Origin of the sequence: Sciscionella sediminilitoris (assembly GCF_000737195.2) — a bacterium.
Classification (GTDB): Bacteria; Actinomycetota; Actinomycetes; order Mycobacteriales; family Pseudonocardiaceae; genus Sciscionella; species Sciscionella sediminilitoris.
Genome location: NZ_JALM01000070.1, coordinates 1 through 24,461, shown reverse-complemented (window position 1 = coordinate 24,461; position 24,461 = coordinate 1). Strand labels below are relative to the sequence as shown.

20 protein-coding genes and 1 pseudogene are annotated in these 24,461 nt (G+C 68.9%); 13 read left to right on the top strand and 8 right to left on the bottom strand.

What is annotated here, in order from left to right; translation table 11 throughout:
* Positions 1-89: 89 nt before the first annotated feature.
* The 4 genes from AD72_RS24695 to AD72_RS24680 are packed head-to-tail and all read right to left on the bottom strand — an operon-like array spanning position 90 to position 4,742.
* A complete protein-coding gene (locus AD72_RS24695; protein WP_031468961.1) occupies positions 90-1,262 on the bottom strand; it encodes an acyl-CoA dehydrogenase family protein in 1,173 nt (390 codons plus the stop codon).
* The gene (locus tag AD72_RS24690) at positions 1,259-2,635 is read right to left on the bottom strand and encodes an LLM class flavin-dependent oxidoreductase (RefSeq protein WP_031468960.1); all 1,377 of its coding nucleotides are present in this window, start codon (positions 2,633-2,635) and stop codon (positions 1,259-1,261) included. Before AD72_RS24690 ends, AD72_RS24695 begins: the two co-directional genes overlap by 4 nt.
* Before the next feature lie 45 nt (positions 2,636-2,680).
* On the bottom strand, positions 2,681-3,871 hold the full coding sequence (locus AD72_RS24685) for an MFS transporter (protein ID WP_051898972.1): 1,191 nt from the start codon (positions 3,869-3,871) through the stop codon (positions 2,681-2,683).
* Between the two features lie 31 nt (positions 3,872-3,902).
* Entirely contained in the window at positions 3,903-4,742 is an 840-nt protein-coding gene (locus tag AD72_RS24680; RefSeq protein WP_031468958.1) for a methyltransferase domain-containing protein, read from the bottom strand.
* A gap of 133 nt (positions 4,743-4,875) precedes the next feature.
* On the opposite strand from AD72_RS24680, the gene AD72_RS24675 reads away from it, so the two are divergent.
* Both AD72_RS24675 and AD72_RS24670 read left to right on the top strand, forming a co-directional pair.
* Positions 4,876-6,120, top strand: a complete 1,245-nt coding sequence (locus tag AD72_RS24675; RefSeq protein ID WP_031468957.1) for an MFS transporter — start codon at positions 4,876-4,878, stop codon at positions 6,118-6,120.
* 172 nt (positions 6,121-6,292) lie between these two features.
* Entirely contained in the window at positions 6,293-7,696 is a 1,404-nt protein-coding gene (locus tag AD72_RS24670; protein WP_051898971.1) for an APC family permease, read from the top strand.
* Here the strand turns inward: AD72_RS24670 and AD72_RS24665 are convergent.
* The gene (locus tag AD72_RS24665) at positions 7,645-8,490 is read right to left on the bottom strand and encodes an alpha/beta fold hydrolase (protein ID WP_031468955.1); all 846 of its coding nucleotides are present in this window, start codon (positions 8,488-8,490) and stop codon (positions 7,645-7,647) included. The genes AD72_RS24670 and AD72_RS24665 overlap by 52 nt on opposite strands.
* Before the next feature lie 43 nt (positions 8,491-8,533).
* On the bottom strand, positions 8,534-9,148 hold the full coding sequence (locus AD72_RS24660) for a TetR/AcrR family transcriptional regulator (protein ID WP_231644955.1): 615 nt from the start codon (positions 9,146-9,148) through the stop codon (positions 8,534-8,536).
* A gap of 60 nt (positions 9,149-9,208) precedes the next feature.
* On the opposite strand from AD72_RS24660, the gene AD72_RS24655 reads away from it, so the two are divergent.
* The 6 genes from AD72_RS24655 to AD72_RS24630 all read left to right on the top strand — a co-directional run bounded on the left by AD72_RS24655 (position 9,209) and on the right by AD72_RS24630 (position 15,035).
* Positions 9,209-10,543, top strand: coding sequence for a carboxypeptidase regulatory-like domain-containing protein (locus tag AD72_RS24655; protein ID WP_031468953.1), 1,335 nt, complete (start codon positions 9,209-9,211; stop codon positions 10,541-10,543).
* 39 nt (positions 10,544-10,582) lie between these two features.
* A complete protein-coding gene (locus AD72_RS24650) occupies positions 10,583-11,719 on the top strand; it encodes an esterase-like activity of phytase family protein (protein ID WP_031468952.1) in 1,137 nt (378 codons plus the stop codon).
* A 30-nt stretch (positions 11,720-11,749) separates the two neighbouring features.
* A complete protein-coding gene (locus AD72_RS24645) occupies positions 11,750-12,268 on the top strand; it encodes a DinB family protein (protein ID WP_031468951.1) in 519 nt (172 codons plus the stop codon).
* A 10-nt stretch (positions 12,269-12,278) separates the two neighbouring features.
* The gene (locus AD72_RS24640) at positions 12,279-13,940 is read left to right on the top strand and encodes an amidohydrolase (RefSeq protein ID WP_031468950.1); all 1,662 of its coding nucleotides are present in this window, start codon (positions 12,279-12,281) and stop codon (positions 13,938-13,940) included.
* 69 nt (positions 13,941-14,009) lie between these two features.
* The gene (locus tag AD72_RS24635) at positions 14,010-14,375 is read left to right on the top strand and encodes a GatB/YqeY domain-containing protein (protein WP_231644954.1); all 366 of its coding nucleotides are present in this window, start codon (positions 14,010-14,012) and stop codon (positions 14,373-14,375) included.
* 33 nt (positions 14,376-14,408) lie between these two features.
* On the top strand, positions 14,409-15,035 hold the full coding sequence (locus tag AD72_RS24630; RefSeq protein ID WP_031468948.1) for a TetR/AcrR family transcriptional regulator: 627 nt from the start codon (positions 14,409-14,411) through the stop codon (positions 15,033-15,035).
* Between the two features lie 53 nt (positions 15,036-15,088).
* On the opposite strand, the gene AD72_RS24625 is transcribed toward AD72_RS24630, so the two are convergent.
* Positions 15,089-16,279, bottom strand: coding sequence for an amino acid deaminase/aldolase (locus AD72_RS24625; RefSeq protein WP_031468947.1), 1,191 nt, complete (start codon positions 16,277-16,279; stop codon positions 15,089-15,091).
* Between the two features lie 60 nt (positions 16,280-16,339).
* Here AD72_RS24625 and AD72_RS24620 point away from each other — a divergent pair, with 60 nt between their 5' ends.
* Genes AD72_RS24620 through AD72_RS24600 form a run of 5 tightly spaced genes read left to right on the top strand, consistent with a single transcriptional unit; the run spans position 16,340 to position 23,528 of the window.
* Positions 16,340-17,638 carry a D-arabinono-1,4-lactone oxidase gene (locus tag AD72_RS24620; RefSeq protein ID WP_031468946.1) on the top strand — a complete coding sequence of 433 codons (1,299 nt, stop codon included), beginning with the start codon at positions 16,340-16,342 and terminating at the stop codon, positions 17,636-17,638.
* Positions 17,639-17,653: 15 nt separating this feature from the next.
* A complete protein-coding gene (locus tag AD72_RS24615; RefSeq protein WP_031468945.1) occupies positions 17,654-20,506 on the top strand; it encodes a penicillin acylase family protein in 2,853 nt (950 codons plus the stop codon).
* Complete coding sequence (locus AD72_RS24610; protein ID WP_031468944.1) at positions 20,503-21,828, top strand: GH1 family beta-glucosidase; 1,326 nt, start codon at positions 20,503-20,505, stop codon at positions 21,826-21,828. Before AD72_RS24615 ends, AD72_RS24610 begins: the two co-directional genes overlap by 4 nt.
* On the top strand, positions 21,825-23,093 hold the full coding sequence (locus AD72_RS24605; protein WP_031468943.1) for an MFS transporter: 1,269 nt from the start codon (positions 21,825-21,827) through the stop codon (positions 23,091-23,093). The genes AD72_RS24610 and AD72_RS24605 overlap by 4 nt, the downstream gene beginning before the upstream one ends.
* Before the next feature lie 39 nt (positions 23,094-23,132).
* Positions 23,133-23,528 carry a YybH family protein gene (locus AD72_RS24600; protein WP_031468942.1) on the top strand — a complete coding sequence of 132 codons (396 nt, stop codon included), beginning with the start codon at positions 23,133-23,135 and terminating at the stop codon, positions 23,526-23,528.
* 264 nt (positions 23,529-23,792) lie between these two features.
* On the opposite strand, the pseudogene AD72_RS35935 reads toward AD72_RS24600, so the two are convergent.
* Positions 23,793-24,461 (bottom strand): annotated as a pseudogene (locus AD72_RS35935) (DUF222 domain-containing protein); the annotation flags it as partial.

The window sequence follows — 24,461 nt, the reverse complement described above, 5'->3', positions numbered from 1 at the left end:
TGAGGATATGCCCGGATTCGTTCGTGTGCAAGCGAATCGCTCACCCGGTACCACTGCGGCACCGGTCGGCTACGGCAAGCGATCCGCGTTCAGAAGTAACCGTTGCCGGGCAGCGGGGCCCCGTTCAGCACCGAATCCCCGATCGCGGCGGCCTTGTACGCGGTCGGATTGTGCGTGGTGAGAGTGCGGATATTGCGCCAGTGCCGGTCCAGTGCGCGGCTACGGGTGGCCGCGGAGGCGCCGCCGACGTCGAACAGCGCGCTCGCGGCGTGCAGCGCGGCCCGGTCGATGTGCACCTTGACCTTGCTGGCGGCAAGCGATGCGGCGGCGAAGGCGGCCGGGTCGGGATCGCCGCGCTGCTCACCCCGATACGCGGTGTCGATTTCCCCGGCGGCGGCGAGCACCGCGGCCTCGGCTATATAGGCCGTGCTGGCGAGTTCCCCGATGGTCTCGTGCAGGATCGGATCCCGCGCGGGCAGTTCCGCGGGCGCGTGCTCGAACGACCGGGTGCGGCCGAGTACCAGGTTTTTCGCGTCGGTGACCACAGTGCGCAGAATTCCGGTCATCACCGCCTGCAGATACAGTTGCAGCAGCGCGGCATCGGTGTTCGCGGGCTGGTCCCGGTTTTCCCGGACGCTGACGATTTCTTCGGGATACACGGCCACATTGTCGAAAACGGTGGTTCCGGTCCCGGTGCGGTTCTGCCCGATCCCGTCCCAGTCGTCGAGCAGGCTCACCCCTTCCCGGCCGGTGGGCACGAAAACCGTTGCGCTGCCTTCGGTTCCGTACTGCGCGGTGACCGCGATCAGGTCGGCGAACAGGGTTCCGGTGCTGTAGAACTTCTTTCCCTCGAGCACCGTGCCGTTCGCGGTCTCGGTCAGCCGGGTGGCGAACCGGTAGGAACCGGCCTGGGTACCGCCCTGTTCACTGGTCGCGTTGCCGAACAGTTTCCCGGACCGGATCTCCTCGATCCACCGCTGCCGCGCCGGGCCCGCGGGCAGCCGCAGTACCTGGTGCACATGGGCGAAGTGCGCGCGCAGGATGTGCGCGACGTTCGGATCGGCCTCGGCGAGCCGGATCGCGAGCGCGAGCAGTTCCCTGGTGGAGGCGCCCGGCCCGCCGTCGGCCACCGGCAGGATGAGCGCGCCGATCCGCGCGGCCCGCACCCGGTCGATCTGTTCGTGCGGGTTCTTGTCCTCGCTCGCGTTCTCGGCGAGCCAGCCGAGCAGGTTCTCGAGTTCGGGTGTGTCGATGGCGGTCATGCTGCTCCTGTCGGGACGGTGGCGAAGGCACCCCGGTATGCGGCGGCCGGATGGCGTTCGTCGAGCAGATCGGCACCGGTGAGTTTGCGCCGTGTGGTCCCCGGTTCGTACTCGGCGCGGGCGAGCCCGCGCTCGAGCAGCACCGGCCGGAGGTGTTCGATGAATTCCCGGTATGAGCCGGGAATCGTGGCGTTGACGACGTTGATCCCGTCCACCCCGGCCGCGCGCCAGCGTTCGAGTTCGCCCGCGATCTGTTCCGGGGTGCCGACGAGCCGGTTGTCCCTGCTGCGCAACCGGGCCAGATCGCGCACCGTCGGTTCCCGCTCGCCGACCGCCTCGCGCACCCAGCGCAGATGGCTGCGCGAGCCCTCGGTTTCGACCTCGCCGAGCGGGGTGTCCAGATCGTAGTGCCCGAGGTCGATGCCGATCCCGCCCGCGGCGTGCGCGAGCATCGCGTCCGGGTCCAGGTACTCCTCCAGTTCGGCCGCCTTACGCCGCGCCTCGTGCTCGGTGTCCCCGATGACGAAGGACAGTCCTTGGTAGAACCGCAGATCGCCGGGGCGCCGCCCGTATCCGGTCACCAGTTCCCTGGTCTCGGCGATCAGCTCCCGGGCCGCTTCCGGGCTCGGTGCGCTGATGAACTGGGCCTCGGCGTTGCGTGCGGCGAACCGGCGCCCCGCGGGCGAGGAACCCGCCTGGAACAGCACCGGGGTGCGTTGCGGGGACGGGGCGACCAGATGCGGTCCCTCCACCCGGTAGTGCGGGCCCTCGTGGTCGATCTTGTGCACGCGGCCGAAATCGGCGTGGATCCCGGATTCCTTGTCCTGCACCAGCGCGCCCTCGTCCCAAGAACCCTCCCAGAGCTTGTAGGTCACCTCCACGTATTCCTGGGCCCAGGCATAGCGTTCGTCGTGCGCGGTGATGTCCGCATAACCGAAATTGCGCCAGGCATTGGGGGAAAGACTGGTCACGATGTTCCACGCGATCCGCCCACCGCTCGCGTGGTCCAAAGTGGACATCTTGCGGGCGAAGTTGAACGGATGCTCCTGCAGGATCGAACTGGTGAGCGCGATCCCGATATCGGTGGTGGCGTGCGCGATCGCGGAGGCGATGACCGTAGGATCGTTGCTCGGGATCTGCAGCCCGGACTCCACGAATTTCCGCCAGGAGGACCGGTAATCGTGGTAGAGACCGACCACATCCGCGAAGAAGATGTGGTCGAACCGCGCGGCCTCGAGTTCGCGGGCGAGCCCGATCCAGTGATCGAGTTCGGTGAACCGATGCTGGCGGGCCTCGGGAAGCCGCCAGGCCCCGTGCAGGATGTGCGAGGTGGTGTTCATGACGAATGCGGCGAAGCGCAATGGTTCCGGCACGGATTCAGCGTGCGCCGGGGAAAATCGGCCCGGCAATGTGTTCCCTTATCGTGGAATTCGTTTTGTTCCCGACATAATTGTCGCCGCGCCCCAGACGATCAGGGCGAACACCGCGAAGGCGCCGCCAAGCGCGCAGACCCCGGTCCAGCCGAACCGCGGGTACACCAGCACCGAGGACAGCCCGCTGCCGAGCGCGCCCGCGATGAAGTAGACGGTCATGTAGGCGGTGGTGATCCTGCTGTGTGCGCCGGGCCGCAGCCGGTAGATGACGCCCTGGTTGCTGATGTGCGCGCCCTGGCAGCCCAGATCCAGCAGCACCACGCCGAGCACGAGCGCGAGCACGTTGTGCCCGCCGGAACCCATCAGCAGAAAGGACACGGCGATGATCAGGAAGGCGGCACCGGTCGTGCGCCAGGCATGCCCGCGGTCCGCGAGCGAACCCGCGACCCTGGCCATGACCGCGCCCGCGATCCCGACAAGGGCGAAGGCCCCGATCGCGGCCTCGCTCCAGGAGTACGGCGGGCGAGCGAGCAGGAACCCCATGCTCGCCCAGAAAGTACTGAATGCGGCGAAGGCCAGCGCGCCGAACAGCATACGCAGCCGCAGCACGGGTTCGGTGCGCACCAGTTCGAGCACGGAGGCCAGCAGCCGGGGATAGCTCAGCGTGGTGCTCGGCTCGATCCTGGGCAGCCGTCGGCAGGCCAGGAAGCCGACCAGCGCGGTGGCCGCGGCGCCGAGCGCGAACACCGCGCGCCAGCCGGCCAGTTCGGCGAGCAGCCCGGCGACGGTGCGCGAGGCGAGGATACCCAGCAGCAGGCCGCTCATCACGGTGCTCACCACCCGGCCCTGCTCGTGCGGTGCGGCGAGGTGCGCGGCGAACGGCACGATGATCTGGGCGACGACCGAGGTTGCCCCGACGAGCACGGCCGCTGCTTCGAGTACGGCGAGCCCGGGAGCCAGCGCCATTCCCGCGAGCCCGAGTACGCAGATCGTGAGCAGGATGGCCAGCAGCCTGCGGCGTTCCACGAGGTCACCGAGCGGGACCAGGGTGGCGAGCCCGACCGCGTAGCCGAGCTGGATCAGGGTGAGCACCACCCCGACCGAACCCGTCGGCACCCGCATGGCCTGCGCGAGCGCGTCCGCAAGCGGCTGGGCGTAATAGACGTTGGCGATGACCACGCCGGTGGTGATCGCCAACAGGGTGATCACGCGGCGGTCGGTTGCCGTGGTGGACACCGGTACTCCAGAACTCTCGGCCGCAGAACTCTCAGCCGCGGCGCGCTTCGGTGAACCAGGCGGCCGAGCCGTAGTGGACGCCGTCCGCGCTCAGGTGCGCGGCCAGGTCGGCGCGCAACCGGTCGAGCGCGGTCGTCCTGGCCCGTTCGTCCAGCCCCTCGAGCAGCCCGGCGCGCTGCTCCACGACGAAGGAGAACGCGTCCTCCACATCCTTGCCGTAGTACATGGGCTCGCTGACCGGCGTGATCCGCACCTCGGTGAACCCGGCGGGCTCGAGCACCGCGCGGATCCGGTCCGGCTCGCTCAGCCCGAAGGGACCGGGCGCGTTCGCCGGTGGCGGGGCGAGGTCACGGCCCATGTCGAGCGCGGACCACAGCGCGTGCAGCCACTCGTTGCGCTCGAAGGGCTGCCAGCTCAGCAGCGTGAGCGTGCCGCCGGGGCGCAGGGACCCGGCGATGTTGCCGAACGCGGTGCGCGGCTCGCCGAAGAACATCGCCCCGTTGCGGCTCAGTGCCCGGTCGAAGCGCTGCTCGCCGAGCTCGTGCACCTGGGCGTCGCGCTGTTCGAAGGTGACGTTTGTCAGGCCCTCCTGCTCGGCGAGGGTGCGGGCCCGGTCGAGCATGCGGGCCGAGAGGTCGACCCCGAGCACGGTGCCCCCTGGTGCGCGCCGGGCGGCGTCCCTGCTGGTCTGCCCGCTGCCGCAGCCGATGTCCAGCACCGCGGAGTCCGGCCCGATGTCCGCGCGATCCAGCAGCTGACCGTGGTATCCGGCGACTCCGGCGTCGAGCCGGTCCGCGTTCGCGACCCAGTAATCACCGCCCTCGCCGTCCCAGGAGCGCAGCTGTTCGGTGTTCGTGGCATCGACCTTCATGGACACATCCGGCACTCTACGGCAGCGACTGATTGCTCTGTCTAGCCCAATTTTCCCGTGGGCGGCCACCGGCCGATCGTGACTGTCCTATGGTGTGCCCGATACTGCGCGTCAATCACCCGAAGGAGCAGGTGTGGGCCAACAGGGGCGAGGGGAGAGCTACCTCGGGGTACTCGCCGTGCGCGACTTCCGGTATCTGTGGATCGCCGAGGTCCTCTCGGTCGGTGGAGACCAGCTGACCAGAGTCGCACTCTCCGTACTGGTCTTCGCCCGGACGGACTCGGCCGCGATCACCGGACTCACCTACGGGCTGACCTTCCTGCCCACCCTGCTCGGCAGCCTGTTCCTGGCCGGGTTCGCCGATCACTACCCGCGGCGCACCGTCATGTTCGTGTGCAATCTGGCGCGCGCGATACTGGTCGGCCTGGTGGTCGTGCCCGGGATGCCGCTGTGGCTGCTGTGCGTGCTGGTGGCGGGTTCCTCGATGTTCCTGGGCCCGTTCAAAGCCGCCGAGCAGGCGCTCATCCCGGATCTGCTCGCCGGGCGGCAGTACATCCTCGGCATGTCGCTGCGCACGGTGTCCAGCCAGATCGCCCAGCTCGCCGGGTTCGCGGTCGGCGGCACCATGGTTTTCTTCCTGACCCCGGTCGGCGGGCTGCTGTTCGACGCGGGCACCTTCGTGGTCGCCGCGTTCCTGGTGCTGGCGACCACCCCGCGCCCGGCCCGGCCGCGCGAGGGCGAGCGCGCCCTCAGTGGCCGCGGCCTGACCAGGGGATTCACCGCGATGGCCCGGGACAAACGGCTGCTCGTGCTCGCTGCGGTGCTCGCGCTGAACCTGTTCCACATCGTCCCGGAGGGGATGGCCGCGCCCTTCGTGGAACAGCTGCGCGAAGGCACCTGGGCGGTGGCGCTGATCCAGGCGGCCGCGCCGCTCGGGGCCGCGCTCGGCGCGTTCGTGTTCGGCAGGCTGGTGCCCGAGTCGAAACATCCGCAGCTGCTCGGTCCCGCCGCGGTCGGGGCCTCGGTCGCGCTGATCCCGGTGTTCCTCCCGCTCGGCCTGTGGGTCTCGGTGGTGCTGTTCGCGATCGCGGGTGCGCTGTCCTCCATCTACACCATGTACGCGGTCGCGCTGATCGCCCAGCTGTCCCCGGAGCAGGACCGCGCGCGGGTCATCGGGGTGAATACGGCGATCCTGCAGACCGCGAACGGCCTCGGCCCCATGCTCGCCGGACTGGTGGCCGGGGTGGTCGTGACGGGGACCTCGATCGCGATCGCCGGAGTGGTCAGCGCCGCGATCGCGCTGGTGATCACGGTCGCCTGGGCGCGCGCCTACCGGTCCAGCCCGCTTCCCGAACCGGCGGCCAGCGACCACAACTGACCGTAGCGCTTCTACTTATATCGCACCACTCTCAGTGCTCGCCACCTGATTTCGTGGTCGAGAAACATGTTGGCAACGAAAATAGTGGCCCGAACTATTGACGTGAGCTTTCCCCTTCGGCTTTATTGGTTCCCGTTATCGGGAAGCCTGCCAAGGAGGGATAGGCGGACGCATGGCGCAGCGGAGCACCCTGAAACGCTCACTGGGACTGTGGGCGATCGTCGCACTCGGGCTCGGATACATGACCCCGACGACGGTGTTCGACACCTTCGGCATCGTCTCCGGGGACACCTTCGGGGTGGTGCCGACCGCCTACCTGGTCGCCCTGGTCGTCATGCTGTTCACCGCGCTGAGCTACGGCAAGATGGTCCGGGTCTTCTCCAGCGCCGGATCGGCGTACACCTACACGCGCCAGACCATGCATCCGGCGCTCGGCTTCCTCGTCGGCTGGTCGGCGCTGCTGGACTATCTGCTGCTGCCGCTGGTCAACGCGGTACTGATCCGGATCTACCTGGTCTCCCTGTTCCCCTCGGTGCCCTCCTGGATCTGGGTGCTCGCCTACGTCGGCTGCGTCACCGGGGTGAACGTGTGGAGCATGCGGTCCACCTCGCGGCTGAACACCGTGCTCGTGGTCTTCGCCTCGGTGCTGATCGTGGTCTTCCTGGTGCTCACCGCGAAGGAGCTGCTCGCCGGGATGGGCGAGGGCACCCTGGTGTCCGCCCAGCCGCTGTGGCATCAGGGGGTGACCACGCCCGCGGTGCTCGCCGGGACCACCGTGGTCGCGTTCTCCTTCATCGGCTTCGACGCGGTGACCATGTACAGCGAGGAGGCCAAGGACCAGCGGGTCATGCCGCGGGCGATCCTGCTGACCGTGCTGATCGGGGGCGTGATCTTCTTCCTCGGCGCCTGGTTCACCCAGTTGGCCTTCCCGAACGGCACACACTTCGCGAACTCCGATGACACGCTGCCCGAGATCGGCCTGCTGGTCGGCGGCAAGGTGTTCCAGATCCTGTTCATCGCCTGCGCCTTCGCCGCGACCGCCGCCTCCGGGCTCGCCTCGCACGCCAGCGTGTCCCGGCTGCTGCACGTGATGGGGCGCAACGGGGTGCTCGCCCCGAAGCGGCTGTTCGGCTACATCCATCCGAAGTTCCGCACCCCGCTGTTCCCCGTGCTGCTCACCGGGGCGGTCTCGCTGCTCGCGATCGGGCCGAGCCTGGAGCTGGTCTCCTCGATGATCAACTTCGGCGCGCTGATCGCGTTCACCTTCGTCAACCTGTCGGTGATCGCGCACTACGTGGTGCGCCAGCGCCGGTACAAGACGGCCCCGGATCTGCTCCGCTATCTGGTGCTGCCGCTGATCGGGGCCGCGCTCACCGGGATCCTCTGGTACTTCCTGCACGCCGACGCGCTCATCGCCGGGCTCGTCTGGTGCGGCATCGGCGTGGTCTACCTTGCCGTGCTCACCAGGGGATTCCGCAGGCCGGTCGGCTCGCTCGGGATCGAGGAGGCCGAGGGCGAGGAGGATCAGCCGCCCAGGAACGCCAGTTCCTCGGCGAGCTGGGCGGGCACGAAATGACCGACGCTGGGCAGTAACCGCACCCGCGCGTGCGGCACCAAGGCCTCGAGCCGTCGCTTGGTCGCCGCGGAGTCCACCATGGCGTCCTCGGTCCCGGCGATGACCCCGACCGGCATGCGCAGCCCGCGCAGGGTGTCGTCCCCGAACACTGGCGGCGGGACGCGGTACCGGTAGTTCTCGGTGACCAGCCGCACCCGCTCGAACAGCGCCTCGCGTTCTGCCGGGTCCAGCTCGTCCAGCGCCGGGCCGAGCAGTCCGCGCATCGAGGCGCGTTTGCCCCGCTCGCCGAACAGGTTCAGCAGCAGAGCCTTGGCCAGGTGTGCCGTGCGCTGGCCCCCGATCCCGATCGGGCAGCACAGGGCGAGCCGGGTGACCCGGTCCGGTCGGCGGGTGGCGTAGTCGAGCGCCATCCAGCCGCCGAGCGAGATACCCATGAACCGGGCGTCGCGCACCCCGAGCTCGTCGAGGACCGCGTCCAGCCAGACCGCATACCGGTCCGAGTCCGATGGTGGCCGGTTCGGCGCGCTGCCGCCCGGTTCACCGAGGATGTCGACGGCGTAGCTGCGGAACCGCGCGGCGAACTCCGGGATCCGGTCCGACCACTGCGTCGAGTCGCTCCCGGAACCGTGCAGCAGGACCAGCGGCGGCGCCTCGGCGGGCCCGGAGGCGATCACGAAGGTCTCGCCCTCGGGGGTGGGCAGGCGCAGCTGTTCGTGTTCGACCGGCCAGCGCGCCAGCGTGCGGCGGTACTGCTCCTGGATCAGCCGTTCCCCGGCTGCGCTACGGTAAATCATGAAACTACCGTAACAATCCCTATCAAGGGAATTATAGGGAAGTTTACGGTAGTCCGCGCTGCAGAAGCGCGATCGCTTCCTCGAACAGGGCGGTCGGGGCCGTGACCTCGCCATCGGGGTGCCAACTGCCGACCGCGGCCCGGTAGGCGCTGAGCACGGCGCCGCCGACGGTGCGCGTGTACAGGTCCCGTTGTCCGTGTCCGATCCGCTCGGCGATCGCGTTGATCACGGCGAACTCCATGGCCTGGCTCGCGCTGGCGAACTTGGCGATCAGCTCGGGGTGTTCGCGCAGCAGCAGCGCCCGCTCGCGCCAGGTGGGACTCTCGGCGAAGGCGGCGAGCTGTTCGGTGAACACCGCGTGCAGTGCGGTGACCGGGTCCTCGTCCGCCGGGCGGGCCACGATCCTGGCGCGCAGGGTCTCCGGGGGGATGTCGAGCGCGGCGACCGTCTGCTCCTTGGTGGTGAAGTAGTTGAAGAAGGTGCGCGGGGAGACGCCCGCCTCGGCGCAGATGTCCTCGATGGTGACGTGCTCCGGTCCGCGCTCGCGGAACAGGCGGATCGCGGTGCGGCGCAGCGTTTCCCGGGTGGCCTCCTTCTTGCGCTCCCGGAGCCCGGCCTGCTTCGGCGCCGCCTCGTTCGTCATCGCCTCGTTTGCCACGGGAATAATTTTACACCCCTGCAAAGTTGCATGAATGCAAAAAGAGTTAGGGTGGTGGACATGGCGGACCAAACAGACGAGCAGACCGAGACCGAGACACCGAAGACATCCCTGGTGCGCACGCTCGCCGAGCATCTGTGGTTCCCGCTGTTCTTCATGACCGGGTTCCTGGTGTGCTACCTGCTGCCGTTCCACTCGCCGAGCCCGCACCAGGTGCCCGTCGCGGTCGCCGGACCGGCCGCGGTCCAGGTCAGTCAGGCCCTCGAACACGCCATGCCGGGAGCCTTCGACATCGAGCAGGTCGCCGATGGCAACGCGGCGCGTGAACAGGTGCTGGACCGGGACGTGATCGCCGCCTTCGTGCCCGACTCCGCGCATCCGATGCTGTACCTGACCAAGGCCAACGGGTACATGCTCGAATCGGTGCTGACCAAGGCGTTCACCCCGTTCGCCGCCGGGCACCCGCTGGCCACCACCGACCTCGCGCCCACCGCGCCGGGGGACACCATGGGAACCGGGCTGTTCTACCTGATCCTGGTGTGGAACATCCCCGGCTACATCGTGGTGATGATGCTGCAGCGGGCGGTGAGCCTGAGCAGGCGGGCGAAGGTGCTCGTGCTGCTCGGCTGGGGTGTGTTCGCCAGCATCGTCGCCTTCTACGTCGGGCTCGCCATGGATGTGGTGCCGAACGATCCCGCCGCGATCGGCATCGCCTTCCTGCTCGTCGAGGGGATCGCGCTCACCGCCTTCGGACTGGTCCCGTTCGCGAAACAGTTCTTCCCCGGGGTCGCCATGGGGCTGTTCATCCTGTTGAGCATGCCCTCCAGCGGCGGGGCCATCCCGATCCAGATGGTGCCCGGTTTCTTCCGCGCGCTGCATCCCTTCATGCCGATGGGGAACGCGATCGAGGCGATGCGCGGGCTGTTCTACTTCGACGGGGTCGGCATGACGCGGCCGATGCTGGTGCTCGGCGCCTGGGTGCTGCTCGGCGCCGCGCTGATCGGCGGGCACGCGCTGTGGCAGCGGCACAAGGCCAAGGCGGTGGAGCCGGACGGTGCGGCCGAACCACCGATCGAGGACCCGATCATCGAGATGCCCGAGCCGACCGCGATCCCCGCGGGTGCGCGTGGTTTCTCCGGGCCCGAGCCGATGATGGTGGGCACGGTGCAGGCACACGACGGGAATCCGGTTCCCGGGGCGGCGGTCACCGTGCTCAACCACCGCGGCCGCCAGCTGGTGCGCACCACGACCGACCACGACGGGCGCTATGCGGTCACCGGGCTGCCCGAGGACTTCGTGGACCTGGTCGCCTCCGCCCCGGGCAAGGCGCCCATGGTCCGGCGCACCGTGGTCAGCGAGGGTTCGCCGCGCCGTCAGGATTTCGTCCTCGGTTAGCGGTGGTAATCCGCGGGCGAGCGTGGTCGGATACTCGGTATGGCTCGGCGCGCGCTCACCCTCGGTCTGCTCGGTGGTCTCCTCGGCACCCTCCTGGTCGCACCGGCCGCGAGCGCCGCGCCAGGGGTGCGCCTGCTCGGGGAGCGGATCGTGCCGAACGGACTGACATTCCGGGGGACCACGGTCGGCGGGCTCTCCAGCATCGACTACGACCCGCGCACCGGCGGGTACGCGATGATCTGCGATGACCGTTCGGAGAAACAACCCGCCCGGTTCTACACCGCGCGGTTCCCGGTGACCGAGCGCGGGATCGGCCCGGTCGAGTTCACCGGAACCGCGCCGCTGCGCCGCCCGGACGGCAAGACCTATCCCGCACTCGAGGACAACGATCCGAACCTGCCGCAGAACGAGCAGACCATCGACCCCGAGGAACTGCGCGTCGATCCGTGGACCGGGAACTACGTGTGGTCTCAGGAGGGGGAGCGCACCGCGGACACCCGCATCGATCCCTCGCTGCGGCTGGCCGACCGGTCCGGGAACTATCTGCGCGACCTGCCCATCCCGGACAACGAGCGGATGCGCCCGGATCGCGGGCCACGGCAGAACCTCGGCATCGAGGGGATCAGTTACGCCGGATCCGGCTCGCTCGTGCTCACCTCGGTCGAGGCACCCGAACTGCAGGACGGCCCGGAGGCGAACACCGAGCACGGCGCGCTGACCAGGCTGACCCTGCAGTCGCGCTCCGGGCCGGTGCTCGCGCAGTTCGCCTATCCGGAGGAGAAGGTGTTCGCCGCGCCGAAACCCTCCTCCGGGTTCGCCACCACCGGGATCTCCTCGGTGCTCGCGGTGGATCCGGCCGACCCGAGCCGGTTCCTGGTGATGGAGCGTTCCTTCGTCACCGGGGTGGGCAACAAGATCCGGATCTTCGCGATCGACACGGCCGGGGCCACGAACGTGCTGCACGAGCCCTCGCTCGGCGCGGCCCGGCACCTCGTCCCGGTGCGCAAGCACCTGCTCGCCGACCTCTCCGAGTTCCCGTTGTCCACGGTGGACAACGTGGAGGGGATGACCTGGGGCCCGAAGCTGCCCAGCGGGGAGCGCAGCCTGATCCTGGTCAGCGACGACAACTTCGCCGACACTCAGGTCACCCAGCTCATCGCGCTCGCGGTGCGCTGACTGTCGGAGGTGGGTGGCAGGATCCCGGACATGACCACGGATACGCGGACGATGCCACCACCGGTCGGGGACGAACGGGCCACCCTCACGGGCTGGCTGAACTTCTACCGGGCGACCCTCGCCGAGAAATGCGCCGGCCTGAGCGAGGCGCAGCTGCGCACCGCCGCCGTCGAGCCCTCCGCGCTGAGCCTGCTCGGTCTGGTGCGCCATCTCGCCGAGGTGGAGCGCAACTGGTTCCGCCGGGTGCTCACCGGTGAGGACGCCCCGCCGATCTACGACGAGCGAGCCGATCCGGAGGGACGCGACGGCGGTTTCGAATTCACCGAGGACAGCACCTTCGAGCAGGCGCGGCGGATCTGGACCGAGGAGATCGCCGTGGCCGAACGCAACTGCGCTGGCGTGGAGCTGGACGCCCGGATCCCGTGCGCGGCCCTCGGCGGGGAGGTCACGTTGCGCTGGATCTACACGCACATGATCGCGGAGTACGCGCGCCACGACGGGCACGCCGACCTGATCCGCGAACGCATCGACGGCCATACGGGGTTCTGAGGTGAGTTAGGTGCTGCTCGAGACGATATTCCGCAACGGGCGGTTCCACACCCTCGATCCGGCCCGCCCGCGGGCGAACCGGATCGGCGTGCTGCACGGGCGGATCGCCGGGCTGGACGAGGAACTGGACGGGGTTCGCGCCGAACGGGTGATCGATCTGGCGGGAGCGCCGGTGGTGCCCGGGTTCAACGACGCGCACCAGCACCTGAGCATGCGCGGGCAGCGGCTGCGCCAGCTCGACCTGCGCCCCGCCGTGGTGTCCACAGTGGACGACATCTACGCGGCGGTGGCCGCCCGCGCCGCGGAAACCCCTGCGGGGCAATGGATTCTCGGGTCGGGCTACGACCAGAACAAGACCGGGGCGCATCCGGAGCGGTCCCGGCTCGACGCGGCCGCCGGTGACCACCCGGTATGGCTCGGGCACTGTTCGGGGCACATGGGGGTGGCGAACTCCGCGGCCTTCGCGCGCATGGGTTTCCCCGATCCCGCCGCAGTGCCCGATGTGGACGGTGGCTCGGTTTCCCGTGACGCGCAAGGGATTCCGGACGGGTTGCTCGCCGAACGGGCCCAGGAGCTCGTGCACGCGCTGCTGCGTCCGCAAGCCTTCGCGGACTTCGTCGAGGCGATCCGGCTCGGTAGCGAGGTCGCCGCGGCCGAGGGGATCACCAGCTTCGCCGAACCGGGTATCGGCGGCGGCGGGCTCGCCGGGAACGGGGCGGCCGATCTCGCCGCGTTCGCCGAGGCGAGCAGAACCGGGAAACTGCGCCAGCGCGCCACCCTGATGCCGATCGCCGCGGCACTGCACGAGGCGGGCGCCTTCGAACCGGGCGGCGCCGGTACCGAGCCGTGGTTCGGCCTGGATCTGGGGCTGCGCAGCGGATTCGGCGACGAGTGGGTGCGGATGGGGCCGGTGAAGGTGTTCTCCGACGGTTCGCTGATCGGGCGCACCGCGGCGATGTGCGAGCACTATCAAGGAGAACCCGGCAACAGCGGATTCCTGCAACAGCCCGCGATCGAGCTGCGTGAGCTGATCCTGCGCGCGCACCGCTTCGGCTGGCAGATCGCCACCCACGCGATCGGGGACGCCGCCGTGCAGGAGGTGCTCGATGCCTATGCCGAGGCGCAGCGCACCGTGGCCCGGCCGGACGCGCGCCATCGCATCGAGCACTGCGGGCTGACCTCACCGGAGCAGGTGGCCCGGATCGCCGAACTCGGTGTGATCCCGGTTCCGCAGGGCCGGTTCATCGGGGAACTGGGGGACGGGATGCTCGAGGCACTCGGTGCGCGGCGGGCCGGGAGCGCCTACCGGCTGCGGTCTTTCCTCGAGGCGGGCAGTGTGCTCCCGGGTAGTTCGGACAGTCCCGTGGTCGCCGCGGCACCGCTGCTCGGCATCCACGACATGGTCAACCGGCGCACCGACAGTGGGGTTGCCTTCGGCACGGACGAGGCGATCGAGGTGGCACAGGCGCTGCGGGCCTACACCCTCGGTTCCGCCTATGCCGAGCACACCGAACGGGACAAGGGCAGCCTGGAACGGGGAAAGCTCGCCGATTTCGTGGTGCTGGACGCGGATCCGTGCACCGTGGCGCCCGATCGGCTCGCCGGGATCGGCGTCGGGGCGACCGTGATCGGCGGCGAACCGGTCTACGAGGACGGCGCGCTGCGGCACTGAATCGGCGGCACTGAATCGGCCGCCGTATTCGATTGCCCGGCTCGCCGCGCGGTCCCTAGGATCGCCGCCATGTCCCTACGTGACCGAATGCGGAAGGCCCTTCCCGAGGCGATGCGTGCCCGCGACCGGGTCGCGGTCAGCGTGCTGCGCGCCACGCTCGGCGCGCTGGACAACGCCGAAGCGGTCCCGGTCGCCGAGACCCGGGGAATGGCCCTGGAACAGGCACCGGTCGGGGTCGGCGCGACCGAGGTGGCCCGGCGGGAACTCGACGAGGACCGGATCGCCGAGATCGTGCGCGCCGAGGCCGAGGAACGGCTCGCCACCGCGGCCGGCCTGACCGAGGCCGCGCAGCAGGAACACGCCGAACGGCTGCGCGCCGAGGCTGCGGTGCTGCAGCGGCTCCTGGACGAGCCCGCAGGCGGGCGGACGGGGTAGGATCGGGACCGGTCGAACAGAAAGGTGCTCGGAGTGGAGGGCGGAACCGTGCGCGCGGGTCCACTGCGGCGCAGCCCCGTCCAGCAGCGCAGCACCGAACGCGTCGGCCGGATGCTCGACGCCTGCGCCGATCTGCTCGGCGAGGTCGGCTACGAGCAGCTGAGCACCACCGCCATCGCCAAACGGGCCGGGGTCGCGGTCGGATCGCTGTACCAGTTCTTCCCGGACAAGCGCGCCGTGGTGCAGGCGCTGACCAAGCGCAACCTGGACTGGTTCGTGGCCCGGGCCGCCGAGGCACTGGACGCGGTCGATCACACCCACTGGTGGGATGTCGTCGGCTCGGTGCTCGACGTGTACCTGCACATGCACCGGGAGGTCCCCGGCTTCGCGCGGGTGCACTTCGGGGATGTGGTCGACCCGCAACTGCTCGACGAGAACCGGGACAACAACGCCGTGCTCGTGGACGCGCTCACCGAGCGCATCGCCGAACACGTGGATGTCCCGGTCGAGGAACTGCGGCTGACCCTCACCGTGGCCAACGAGGCCGCCGATGCGCTGCTGAAGCTGGCGTTCCGCAGGGATCCCGCCGGCGAGGAGAGCCTCGTCGCGGAGACCAAGACGCTCGTGAAGGGTTATCTCGCAGGCAAGTTCGGCAGTTAGCAGACGAGCGCCGGGTGGTGCGAGCGGCTTCGCCGCTGAAAGAACCCGTGTACCTAACCGAAAGCCTTGCCCTCGCCGCGATAGGTCGGCACCACTTCCTCCACCCGGTCCCCGCGGATCAGCTGGTATTCGGTGAACCGTTCGGCGAGCTCGCCCGCCTTGGCGTGCCGCAGCCAGACCCGGTCGCCGAGCCGCAACCCGCGCGCGGCCGCCCCGGTCACCGGGGTCTGCACTTCGCCCGCTCCCTCGACCGAGCTCAGCGAAAGGCCCCCGGGCAGCGCGGGAACCGGGAGCCGGGACGCGCCCGCCGCTCCGGAAGCGTGGTAGCCGCCCGCGAACAGGGTGGCGATCCGCCGGTTCGGGCGGCGCACCACGGGCAGTGCGAACAGGGCGGCCTGCCGTGGCCGGAACCGGGAGTATCCGTCGAAGAGCGCGGGTCCGAGCAGCGCGGATCCGGCGGCGATCTCGGTGACCGCGGGTTCGGCCGCGGTGCTCTCCACGCTGCCGCTGCCGCCGCCATTGACGAATTCGAGCTCGGTGAGCGCGCGCACCGCGCGCACCGCCTCGGCGCGGCGCTCGGCGAGTTCGGCGGCCGAACGGCGTTGCATCCAGGTGACCAGCCCATCGCGGAACCGGGTGCCGATCCGGTCCTGCAGCCCGGCGATCTGTCCCTCGTAGGCCATCAACCCGACGAGGCTGAACCCTTTGCGGGACAACACGTTCTCGGCCAGCTCGGCGGCCTGGCGCGGGCGGAACACCGGGGAGCGGCGGGTGCCGACGTGCAGCCCGGACAGTGCGGGCAGCGGGCGCCAGGAAGCGTCCAGTTCCAGGCAGACCCGGATGCGCGGATGATCCCGGCCGAGGGCGGCGTCGATCAGGTCGAGGTGCGCGGGCGAATCGATCATGATGGTGATCGATTCTCGGGCGGGTTCGCGCGCGGCGAGTTCGCGCAGCGCCCCGCGGTCCACACTCGGATAGGCGACCACGATGTCCTGGCTCGTGCCGAGTTCGGCGTGCCAGAGGGCCTCACGCAGCGAGTAGCACATCAGCCCGTGGAAACCGGTCCCGGCGAGCACCCGCTCGAGCAGGGCGCGGCACCGCACGGACTTGCTGACCAGGCGCAACGGCTTCCCGTTCGCGCGGCGGACCAGGTCGGCGGCATTGGCTTCGAAGGCCGCGAGGTCCACGGCGGCGAACGGCGGGTCGAGCTGCGCGGTCGCCAGGTCCAGGTCGTGAGGGGTCATAGGGTCACCGTACGCAAATGGGGCTAGAAATGTGAAATTGTTTCATATACTGTGCGGTAGATGACCCGATGGACCAATTGGGCGGGCACCGTTGCCGTCAGCCCGAAACGGGTGCACACACCGCGCGACGTCGAGGAGGTCGCCGCCGCGGTGGGCTCCGCCGCGTCCGATGGTGCCCGGGTACGTGCCCGCGGCAGCGGACATTCCTTCACCGCGATCGCCGCCACCGAGGAACACGCGCTCGAGCTGAGCGCGCTGAGCGGGATCAGCTCCGCGGACCCGGAAACCGGAATCGTCACCGTCCGCGCGGGAACCACCCTGCGTACGCTGAACCGGGAACTCGACGCGCTCGGGCTGGCGATGACCAATCTCGGCGATATCGACGCCCAGACCATCGCCGGGGCGATCTCCACCGGAACCCACGGAACCGGGGCTCGGCTCGGCGGGCTGGCGACCCAGGTTGCCGGGCTCGAACTGGTGCTCGCGGACGGAACTCCGGTGCGCTGCTCCGCCGAGGAGAACCCGGAACTGTTCGCCGCGGCGCGGGTCGGGCTCGGCGCGCTCGGGGTACTCACCGCCGTGACCCTGCGCTGTGAACCGGCTTTCGTGCTGCACGCGCGGGAACGGCCGGAACCACTCGAGGAGGTGCTGGCCGGGTTCGCCGAGTCCGCGCTCGCCGAGGATCACTTCGAGTTCTACTGGTTCCCGTATGGGCGCAATGCCCTTGTCAAGCGCAACAACCGATTGCCGCGGGGTAGCAGTCCCGAACCGCTCGGCCGGATCAAGAGCTTCGTGGACTACGAGGTCACGGAGAACTTCGCGTTCGGCGCGCTGTGCCGGGCGGGCCGCGCGATACCGCGGCTGGTCACCCCGTTCGGGCGGTTGTCCTCGGCGCTGCTTTCCCCGCGCGAATACAGCGATTACTCACACAAGGTCTTCGTGACGAAGCGATCGGTGCGGTTCGTGGAATCGGAGTTCGCGGTGCCGCGCGAATCGGTGGGCGAGGTGCTGACCGAACTGCGCGAGCTGGTGCCGAAACTCGAGTCCCCGGTGGCGTTCCCGGTCGAGGTGCGGGTCGCCGCGGCCGACGACATCTGGCTTTCCACCGCCTACGGCCGGGACTCGGCGTACATCGCGGTGCACCAGTTCCTCGGCATGCCTTATCGGGAGTACTTCGCCGCGTTCGCCGCGATCGCCGGTGCGGTCGGCGGGCGGCCGCACTGGGGGAAGATGCACGAGCTGGACGCCGAACAACTGCGGGCACGCTATCCGCGATTCGACGATTTCCTCCGGGTACGCAAGGAGGTCGATCCGGAAAAGCGGTTCGGCAATCCGTATCTGGACCGGGTTCTCGGCTGAAAAGGGCAGGCACGCATGCATCGATGCACTCGGGTATTCGTGACGTTGACGGCGGTCACCGCGCTCGCGTTCGGTTCCGGTTCCGCGGTCGCCGCGCCGAAGGAGTCCGGTGACTACTGTGGCGGGCAGTGCTCGGACATTCTGCCGCCGGGAGAGAACGGGAACGCCACGCTCGCCGACATCCTCGGCAACAAGCTGTTCGGTACCCGGCCCGCGCACACCGATGATCAGCTCGCCGCATACGGCAATCTGGCCGGCGACTATCAGGGGCTGACGAACTCCACCATCGAGAACTACTTCAACGACGCTTCCTTCGGGGTGCCCCAGGACAAGGTGGCGAGCGTGCAGCGGCCGCGCGCGGATGTCACGATCACCAGGGACAAGGCGCGTGGCATCCCGCACATCAAGGGGACCACGCGGGAGGGAACCGAATACGGCGCCGGGTACGCCGCGGGGCAGGACCGGTTGTGGCTGATGGACCTGTTCCGCCACGTCGGGCGCGGTGAACTGAGCAGCTTCGCCGGAGGGGCGGCCGCGAACCGCCAGCTCGAGCAGACGTTCTGGGCCGCGGCCCCGTACACCGAGAAGGACCTGCAACGCCAGGTCGACACGATCGCGAACAGCGGGCCGGACGGCAAGCGGGCGCTCGGGGACATCAACGCCTACCTGGACGGGATCAACGCCTACGCGGCGAAGGCGCACAAGCAGCGGAACTTCCCCGGGGAATACGACCTGACCGGGCACATCGACCCGATCACCAACGCCGGGACCATCAAACCGTTCAAGGCGACCGATCTGGTCGCCATCGCGAGCGTGGTCGGCGCGCTGTTCGGCAGTGGTGGCGGCGGGGAAGTGACCTCCGCGCTGGTGAAGCAGGCCGCCGAGCAGCGCTACGGGCGCGAGCGCGGTGACGCGGTGTGGCGCTCCTTCCGGGAGGAGAACGATCCGGAGGCGAACCTGACGGTCCACGATGGACAGAAGTTCCCGTACAGTGCGAGCCCGGCGAACCCCGAAGGTGTGGCGATGCCCGATCCGGGATCGGTGCAACCGCAGCAGGAGATCTACGATCCGACCGGTTCGGCGGTGGAGAAACCGGAAGCCGCGGCACAGCGGGCGAGCACGGACGCGAAGACCCGGGCGGAGACCCGGGGCAGCGGAGACCGCAACGCCGCCAAGGGCATCTTCGATCGGGGGGTGCTGCCGGGGAACCTGCTTTCCGCCAAACACGGGATGTCCAATGCGCTCGTGGTGAACGGCAAGCACACCGATGACGGCCATCCGATCGCCGTGTTCGGGCCGCAGACCGGATATTTCGCTCCGCAACTGCTGATGCTGGAGGAACTCGACGGCCCGGGCATTCATTCCCGGGGCGCCGCCTTCGCCGGAGTGAGTTTCTACGTCGAGCTCGGCAGGGGCGAGAACTACTCCTGGAGTGCCACTTCCGCGTCCCAGGATGTCACCGACACCTTCGCGATGCGGTTGTGCGAACCCGACGGTTCCCCGGTGACCAAGGAATCCGATCACTACCTCGACGGTGATCGCTGTGTGCCGATGGAACGCCTGGAGCGCGCGGATTCCTGGAAACCCACGATCGCCGATTCCACCCCGGAGGGCTCCTACAAGCTCGTCATGTACCGGACGAAGTACGGCCTGGTCACCCACCGGGCCACGATCGGCGGTAAACCGGTGGCCTATGCCAGCCAGCGGTCGAGCTATCTGCACGAGGCGGACTCGATCATCGGTTTCGGGAAGTTCAACGATCCGGCACAGATGCGCACGCCACAGGATTTCCAGCGCGCGGCCGCGAAGGTGAACTACACCTTCAACTGGTTCTATGCGAACGATCAGCACACCGCCTACTACAACTCCGGGGACAACCCGGACCGTCCGTCCACCGTGGATCCGAACCTGCCGATCACGGCGGAGAAGCGCTATGAGTGGCGCGGCTGGAATCCGGAGGCCAACACCTCGCAGACCACCGGGTTCGCCTCGCATCCCCAATCGATCGACCAGGACTACTACATCTCCTGGAACAACAAGCCCGCCGCCGAGTACACCTCGCCGGGCTTCGGGGACGGCAGCGTGTACCGCTCGAACCTGCTCGAGGACCGGGTGCGGGCGCTGGTGCACGGCGGACGCCCGATCAGCCGCGCGGATCTGGTCAAGGCCATGGCGGATGCCTCGGTGACCGATCTGCGGGGCGAGGATGTGCTGCCGAAGCTGCTGAAGGTGATCGATTCCGCCCCGGTGACCGATCCCGCGCTGCGCGAGACCGTGGAGAAGCTGCGGCGGTGGCAGCGTGACGGTGCGAAACGAGTGGAGACGAAGAAGAGCAGCCAGGTTTACGCGAACGCGGACGCGATCCGGATCATGGACGCGTGGTGGCCGCTGCTGACCACAGCGGAGTTCAAGGACGGCATGGGCGCACCACTGTTCAGCGCGATGACCAGTGCCTTACAGCTCAACGAGTCCCCATCGGGCGGCCAGGCCGGGGAGAAACACGGTTCGGCGGGTGCCAATGAGGACCAGCCGCACAAGGGTTCCGCCTTCCAGTTCGGCTGGTGGTCCTATGTGGACAAGGATCTGCGCGCGGTGCTCGGCGAACCGGTCTCCGGTCCACTCGCCCAGAAGTACTGCGGTTCCGGGGATCTCGCCGGTTGCCGGAAGACGCTGCTCGACACGCTCGCCAAGGCGGCGGCCCAGTCACCGGAGGAGGTCTATCCCGGCGACGAGGACTGCAAGGCCGGGCAGCAGTGGTGCGCCGACTCGATCATCCACCGCCCGATGGGCGGGGTGACCGACGGCAAGATCACCTGGCAGAACCGCCCGACCTATCAGCAGGTCGTCCAGTTCACGGGGCACCCGTGAGGCGCGCGGATTTCCCGCAGGACTTCCTGTGGGGCGTGTCGACCTCGGCCTTCCAGATCGAGGGCGCGGTGCGCGAGGACGGGCGCGGGCCCTCGGTGTGGGACACCTTCTGCGCCACGCCGGGCAAGATCGCAGACGGGGCGAACGCGGATATCGCCTGCGATCACTATCACCGCTGGGAGAGCGATCTGGAGCTGCTCTCCGGGCTCGGGGCAGGGGCCTACCGGTTCTCGGTGGCCTGGCCGCGGGTGTGCCCGCAGGGGGCCGCGCCGGTCAACGCGGCGGGTCTGGATTTCTACGACCGCCTGGTCGACCGGTTGTGCGCGGCCGGGATCGAACCGGTGTGCACGCTCTACCACTGGGACACACCCCAACCGCTGGAGGACGCGGGCGGTTGGCTGAACCGGGAGACGGCGTACCGGTTCGCGGAGTACGCGGCGGTCGTGGGGGCACGGCTCGCCGATCGGGTCGGCAAGTGGATCCCGCTCAACGAACCCATGGTGGAGACGCTGTACGGGTATGCGACGGGGGAGTACGCGCCGGGGAGGACCTTGCTCTTCGGTGCCCTTCCGGCCGCATGCCACCAGCATCTGGCGCACGGGCTCGCGGTCGGGGCGCTGCGTGCTGCCGGGGCGCGCGCGGTCGGTACGGCGAACAACCATTCGCCGATCTGGGCACTCGGGGACAGCCCAGCCGATCATGCCGCGGCCGGGGTGCTGGACGCGCTGATCAACCGGTTGTTCTCGGATCCGGTGCTGCTCGGCAGCTATCCGGAGGAGCTGTTGCCCTATCTGCCCGAGGGGTACGCCGAGGATCTGCCGGTGATCGCGGCGCCGCTGGATTTCTACGGGGTCAACTACTACGAACCGCAGGGAGCAGCGGCGCCTTCGCCAGGTAGCCCGCTGCCGTTCGACCTGCCGCCGATCGAGGGCTATCCGCGCACCAACAACGATTCCCCGATCGTCCCGGACGGCCTGCGGGAGTTCCTCGTCGCGCTGCGCGAACGGGTCGGGCCAACGCTTCCGCCGGTGTATCTCACCGAGAACGGGTGCAGCGGGGTGGATGAGCCCGATGCGGACGGACGGATCGCGGATGAGCACCGGATCGCCTTCCTCGACGCGCATCTGCGCGCGCTGCGCGAGGCGATGGACGCCGGTGTGGATGTGCGCGGCTACCTCGTCTGGTCGTTGCTGGACAATTTCGAGTGGTCCAAGGGATACGCGCCACGGTTCGGTCTCGTGCACGTGGACTATGCGAGCCAGCGGCGCACCCCGAAGGATTCCTACCATTGGCTGCGGGGTTTTCTCGGCGGCCGGGAATGAACGCGGCGGCGAACGGCACCGGGACCGAACAACTGCCCGCCGCGCTGGCCGAACCGGTCCGCGAGGTACGCGCGGGCTGGATCGGGTTGCTTTTCCTGGCGAATCTCGGTCTGTGGCTGGCCTTTTACGCGCCGATCCAGGTGCTGCTGCCCGAACAGTCGGCGGCACTCGATCCGAGCGGCAAGGCGCTCACCCTTTCCCTGGTGATGGGGATCGGCGCGGCCGTGGCGCTGGTGGCGAACCCGCTGATCGGCACTCTTTCCGATCGGACCACGACGCGCTGGGGGCGGCGGCACCCGTGGACGCTTGCCGGTGCGCTGTTGGGCGCCGCCGGGCTCGGGGTGCTGGCGATCGCGCCGAACACCGTGGTGATGATCGTTGGCTGGTGCCTGGTCCAGGCCGGGTTGAACGGCATGCTCGCCACGCTCACCGCGGCGCTCGCCGACCGGGTTCCCCGGGAACAGCGGGGCAGGCTCGGCGGGCTCACCGGGATCAGCCAGATGCTCGGCACGGTGCTGGGCGCGCTCGTGGTCACCGTGCTCGTCACCGGATTGGCGCCCGGTTACGGAGCCTGCGCGCTGCTCGTGATCGTGGGGGCGTGCGCATTCACCCTGTGCACACCGGACGACCAGCTGCCGAAACGCTTCCGGCCCAGCCAGTCGCTGTTCGCCACGCTGCGCGGGATGTGGATTTCCCCGCGTGCGCACCCGGATTTCGGCTGGGGCTGGGTGATGCATTTCCTGATCAACCTCGGCAACGCGATCGGCACCCTGTATCTGCTGTACTTCCTCTCCGATGCCGTGCACTACCGGGATCCGCAGACCGGGCTGCTGATCCTGATGGCGCTCTACGGTGCCGCACTGGTGATCGGTGCCGTGGTGTGCGGAATGGCTTCGGATCGCAGTGGCAGGCGCAAACCCTTCGTGCTCGGTTCCGCCGTGGTCATGGCGGTCGCCGCGATCCTGCTCGTGTGTTCGCCGAGCTGGACGGCTTCGCTTGCCGCCGCACCGCTGCTCGGGGTCGGTTTCGGCACCTACTGGGCGGCGGCTCCGGCCGTGCTCACCCAGATCCTGCCCGCAGCCTCGGACCGCGCCAAGGATCTCGGCCTGATCAACATCGCCAACTCCCTTCCTCAGGTGGTCGCCCCGGTCATCGCCGCGGCCGTGCTCGGCACCGTGCACAGCTATCCGGTGCTGTTCGCGCTGTCCGCGCTGGTCACCCTCGCGGGCGGAGCCGTGGTTCTCGCCGTTCGCGCGGTGCGCTGAGCCCGGGTACGCTGTTGCTCAGGCGTGCGGAGGAGCGCGATGAGCGAGGACGAGCGGCAGATCCGCGAACTGATCCGGCATTGGGTCATCGCGGTGCACGGCGGTGATCTGGCGACCGTGCTCGCCGGGCACACCGAGGACCTCGTCGTGTTCGATGTGCCACCGCCCTACGACGGGGTGCGCGGAATCGAGAAATATCAACGGATCTGGCCACCGTTCTTCGATTGGCAGGCGAGTGGCGCGAAGTTCGAGCTTGTCGCGCTGGAGGTCACCGCGGGCATCGAGGTGGCCTTCGCGCACGCCCTATTGCGCTGCGGCACCCCGGATGAGCTCGCCGCGAACCCGGACAACCGCTTGCGACTCACTTTCGGTCTGCGTAAGGAAAGCGGGCGCTGGTTCATCGCGCACGAGCACCACTCCTTCCCGCACGAATGAGCGGCCGGTATTCGGGTGGGGTGGATTCAGGTTTTCCGTGTTGTATCTGGACTTTCCAGTTGGTGTGGTGGATGAGGGTGTGGTGGTAGGTGCAGAGGAGCACCATGTTGTTTCGGTGGTGGGCCCGCCGTTGGTGTGGTGGTGGGTGTGGTGGGCTTGGGTGAGTGCGGGCTGGTGATCGCAGTCGGGGTGGGCGCATCCGTTGTCTCTGGCGGTGAGTCGGCGGCGGAGTTTGGGTGGTGCGGTGCGGTCTCGGCATCCCATGTCGAGTACTTCACCCGCGCTACCGAGCACGGTGGGGATGATTCCGGCGTCGCAGGCGATGCGTCTGAGTTGCTGGGCGGGGATGGTGGTGCCGTCCATGGTGGTGGCGGTCCCGATGCCTTCCCGCAGGTTCTGTTCGGTCATGGTGACCATGGTGGTGAACGGTTCGCCCCCATTTTCGGGAAGGTTTTCCGGGTTCGCGGCCAACTGAACGATGTCGGCGAGGGCGTCGGCGTCGCGTTCTGTTGGGGTGCGGATATCGGGTGTTCCGCCGTTGGTTTCGCTGCTGCGGGGTTTGCCGAGCGTGTCGAGGACGCTGCGGAGTTTGAGTCCGGTTTCGTAGTCCAGGCGACCGTGGATTTCCCACTGGTTGTTGTGGTGCCGGAGCCAGATTTCCCGATCCGGACGCAGAGCTTCATGGTCAGTCGGTGCCTGTCCGTCCGGATCGAGGCGGGCTCGTAGTTCCCGGATCGGCCGGACAAGCCCACGCGGGCCGACTTCACCAGCGATCTCAGCGAGTGCCTGCTCTGCGATCGGCCAGGCGTCCCCGATCGACACCTCAGCCGGAAGCTCGGCGGCGAACTGACGGATCCGGTCCACGTGTTCGACACCGACCTCGCCACGGGAATAGGCTTGCGCGGTGTTCGGGAGATCCGGCGAGAGTGGTTC

Excerpts from the sequence above, each read along its gene's own strand:
- AD72_RS24695 (WP_031468961.1), bottom strand. The coding sequence starts at position 1,262 with ATGACCGCCATCGACACACCCGAACTCGAGAACCTGCTCGGCTGGCTC.
- AD72_RS24680 (WP_031468958.1), bottom strand. The coding sequence starts at position 4,742 with ATGAAGGTCGATGCCACGAACACCGAACAGCTGCGCTCCTGGGACGGC.
- AD72_RS24670 (WP_051898971.1), top strand. The coding sequence starts at position 6,293 with ATGGCGCAGCGGAGCACCCTGAAACGCTCACTGGGACTGTGGGCGATC.
- AD72_RS24665 (WP_031468955.1), bottom strand. The coding sequence starts at position 8,490 with ATGATTTACCGTAGCGCAGCCGGGGAACGGCTGATCCAGGAGCAGTAC.
- AD72_RS24655 (WP_031468953.1), top strand. The coding sequence starts at position 9,209 with ATGGCGGACCAAACAGACGAGCAGACCGAGACCGAGACACCGAAGACA.
- AD72_RS24650 (WP_031468952.1), top strand. The coding sequence starts at position 10,583 with ATGGCTCGGCGCGCGCTCACCCTCGGTCTGCTCGGTGGTCTCCTCGGC.
- AD72_RS24645 (WP_031468951.1), top strand. The coding sequence starts at position 11,750 with ATGACCACGGATACGCGGACGATGCCACCACCGGTCGGGGACGAACGG.
- AD72_RS24635 (WP_231644954.1), top strand. The coding sequence starts at position 14,010 with ATGTCCCTACGTGACCGAATGCGGAAGGCCCTTCCCGAGGCGATGCGT.
- AD72_RS24625 (WP_031468947.1), bottom strand. The coding sequence starts at position 16,279 with ATGACCCCTCACGACCTGGACCTGGCGACCGCGCAGCTCGACCCGCCG.
- AD72_RS24620 (WP_031468946.1), top strand. The coding sequence starts at position 16,340 with ATGACCCGATGGACCAATTGGGCGGGCACCGTTGCCGTCAGCCCGAAA.
- AD72_RS24615 (WP_031468945.1), top strand. The coding sequence starts at position 17,654 with ATGCATCGATGCACTCGGGTATTCGTGACGTTGACGGCGGTCACCGCG.
- AD72_RS24605 (WP_031468943.1), top strand. The coding sequence starts at position 21,825 with ATGAACGCGGCGGCGAACGGCACCGGGACCGAACAACTGCCCGCCGCG.
- AD72_RS24600 (WP_031468942.1), top strand. The coding sequence starts at position 23,133 with ATGAGCGAGGACGAGCGGCAGATCCGCGAACTGATCCGGCATTGGGTC.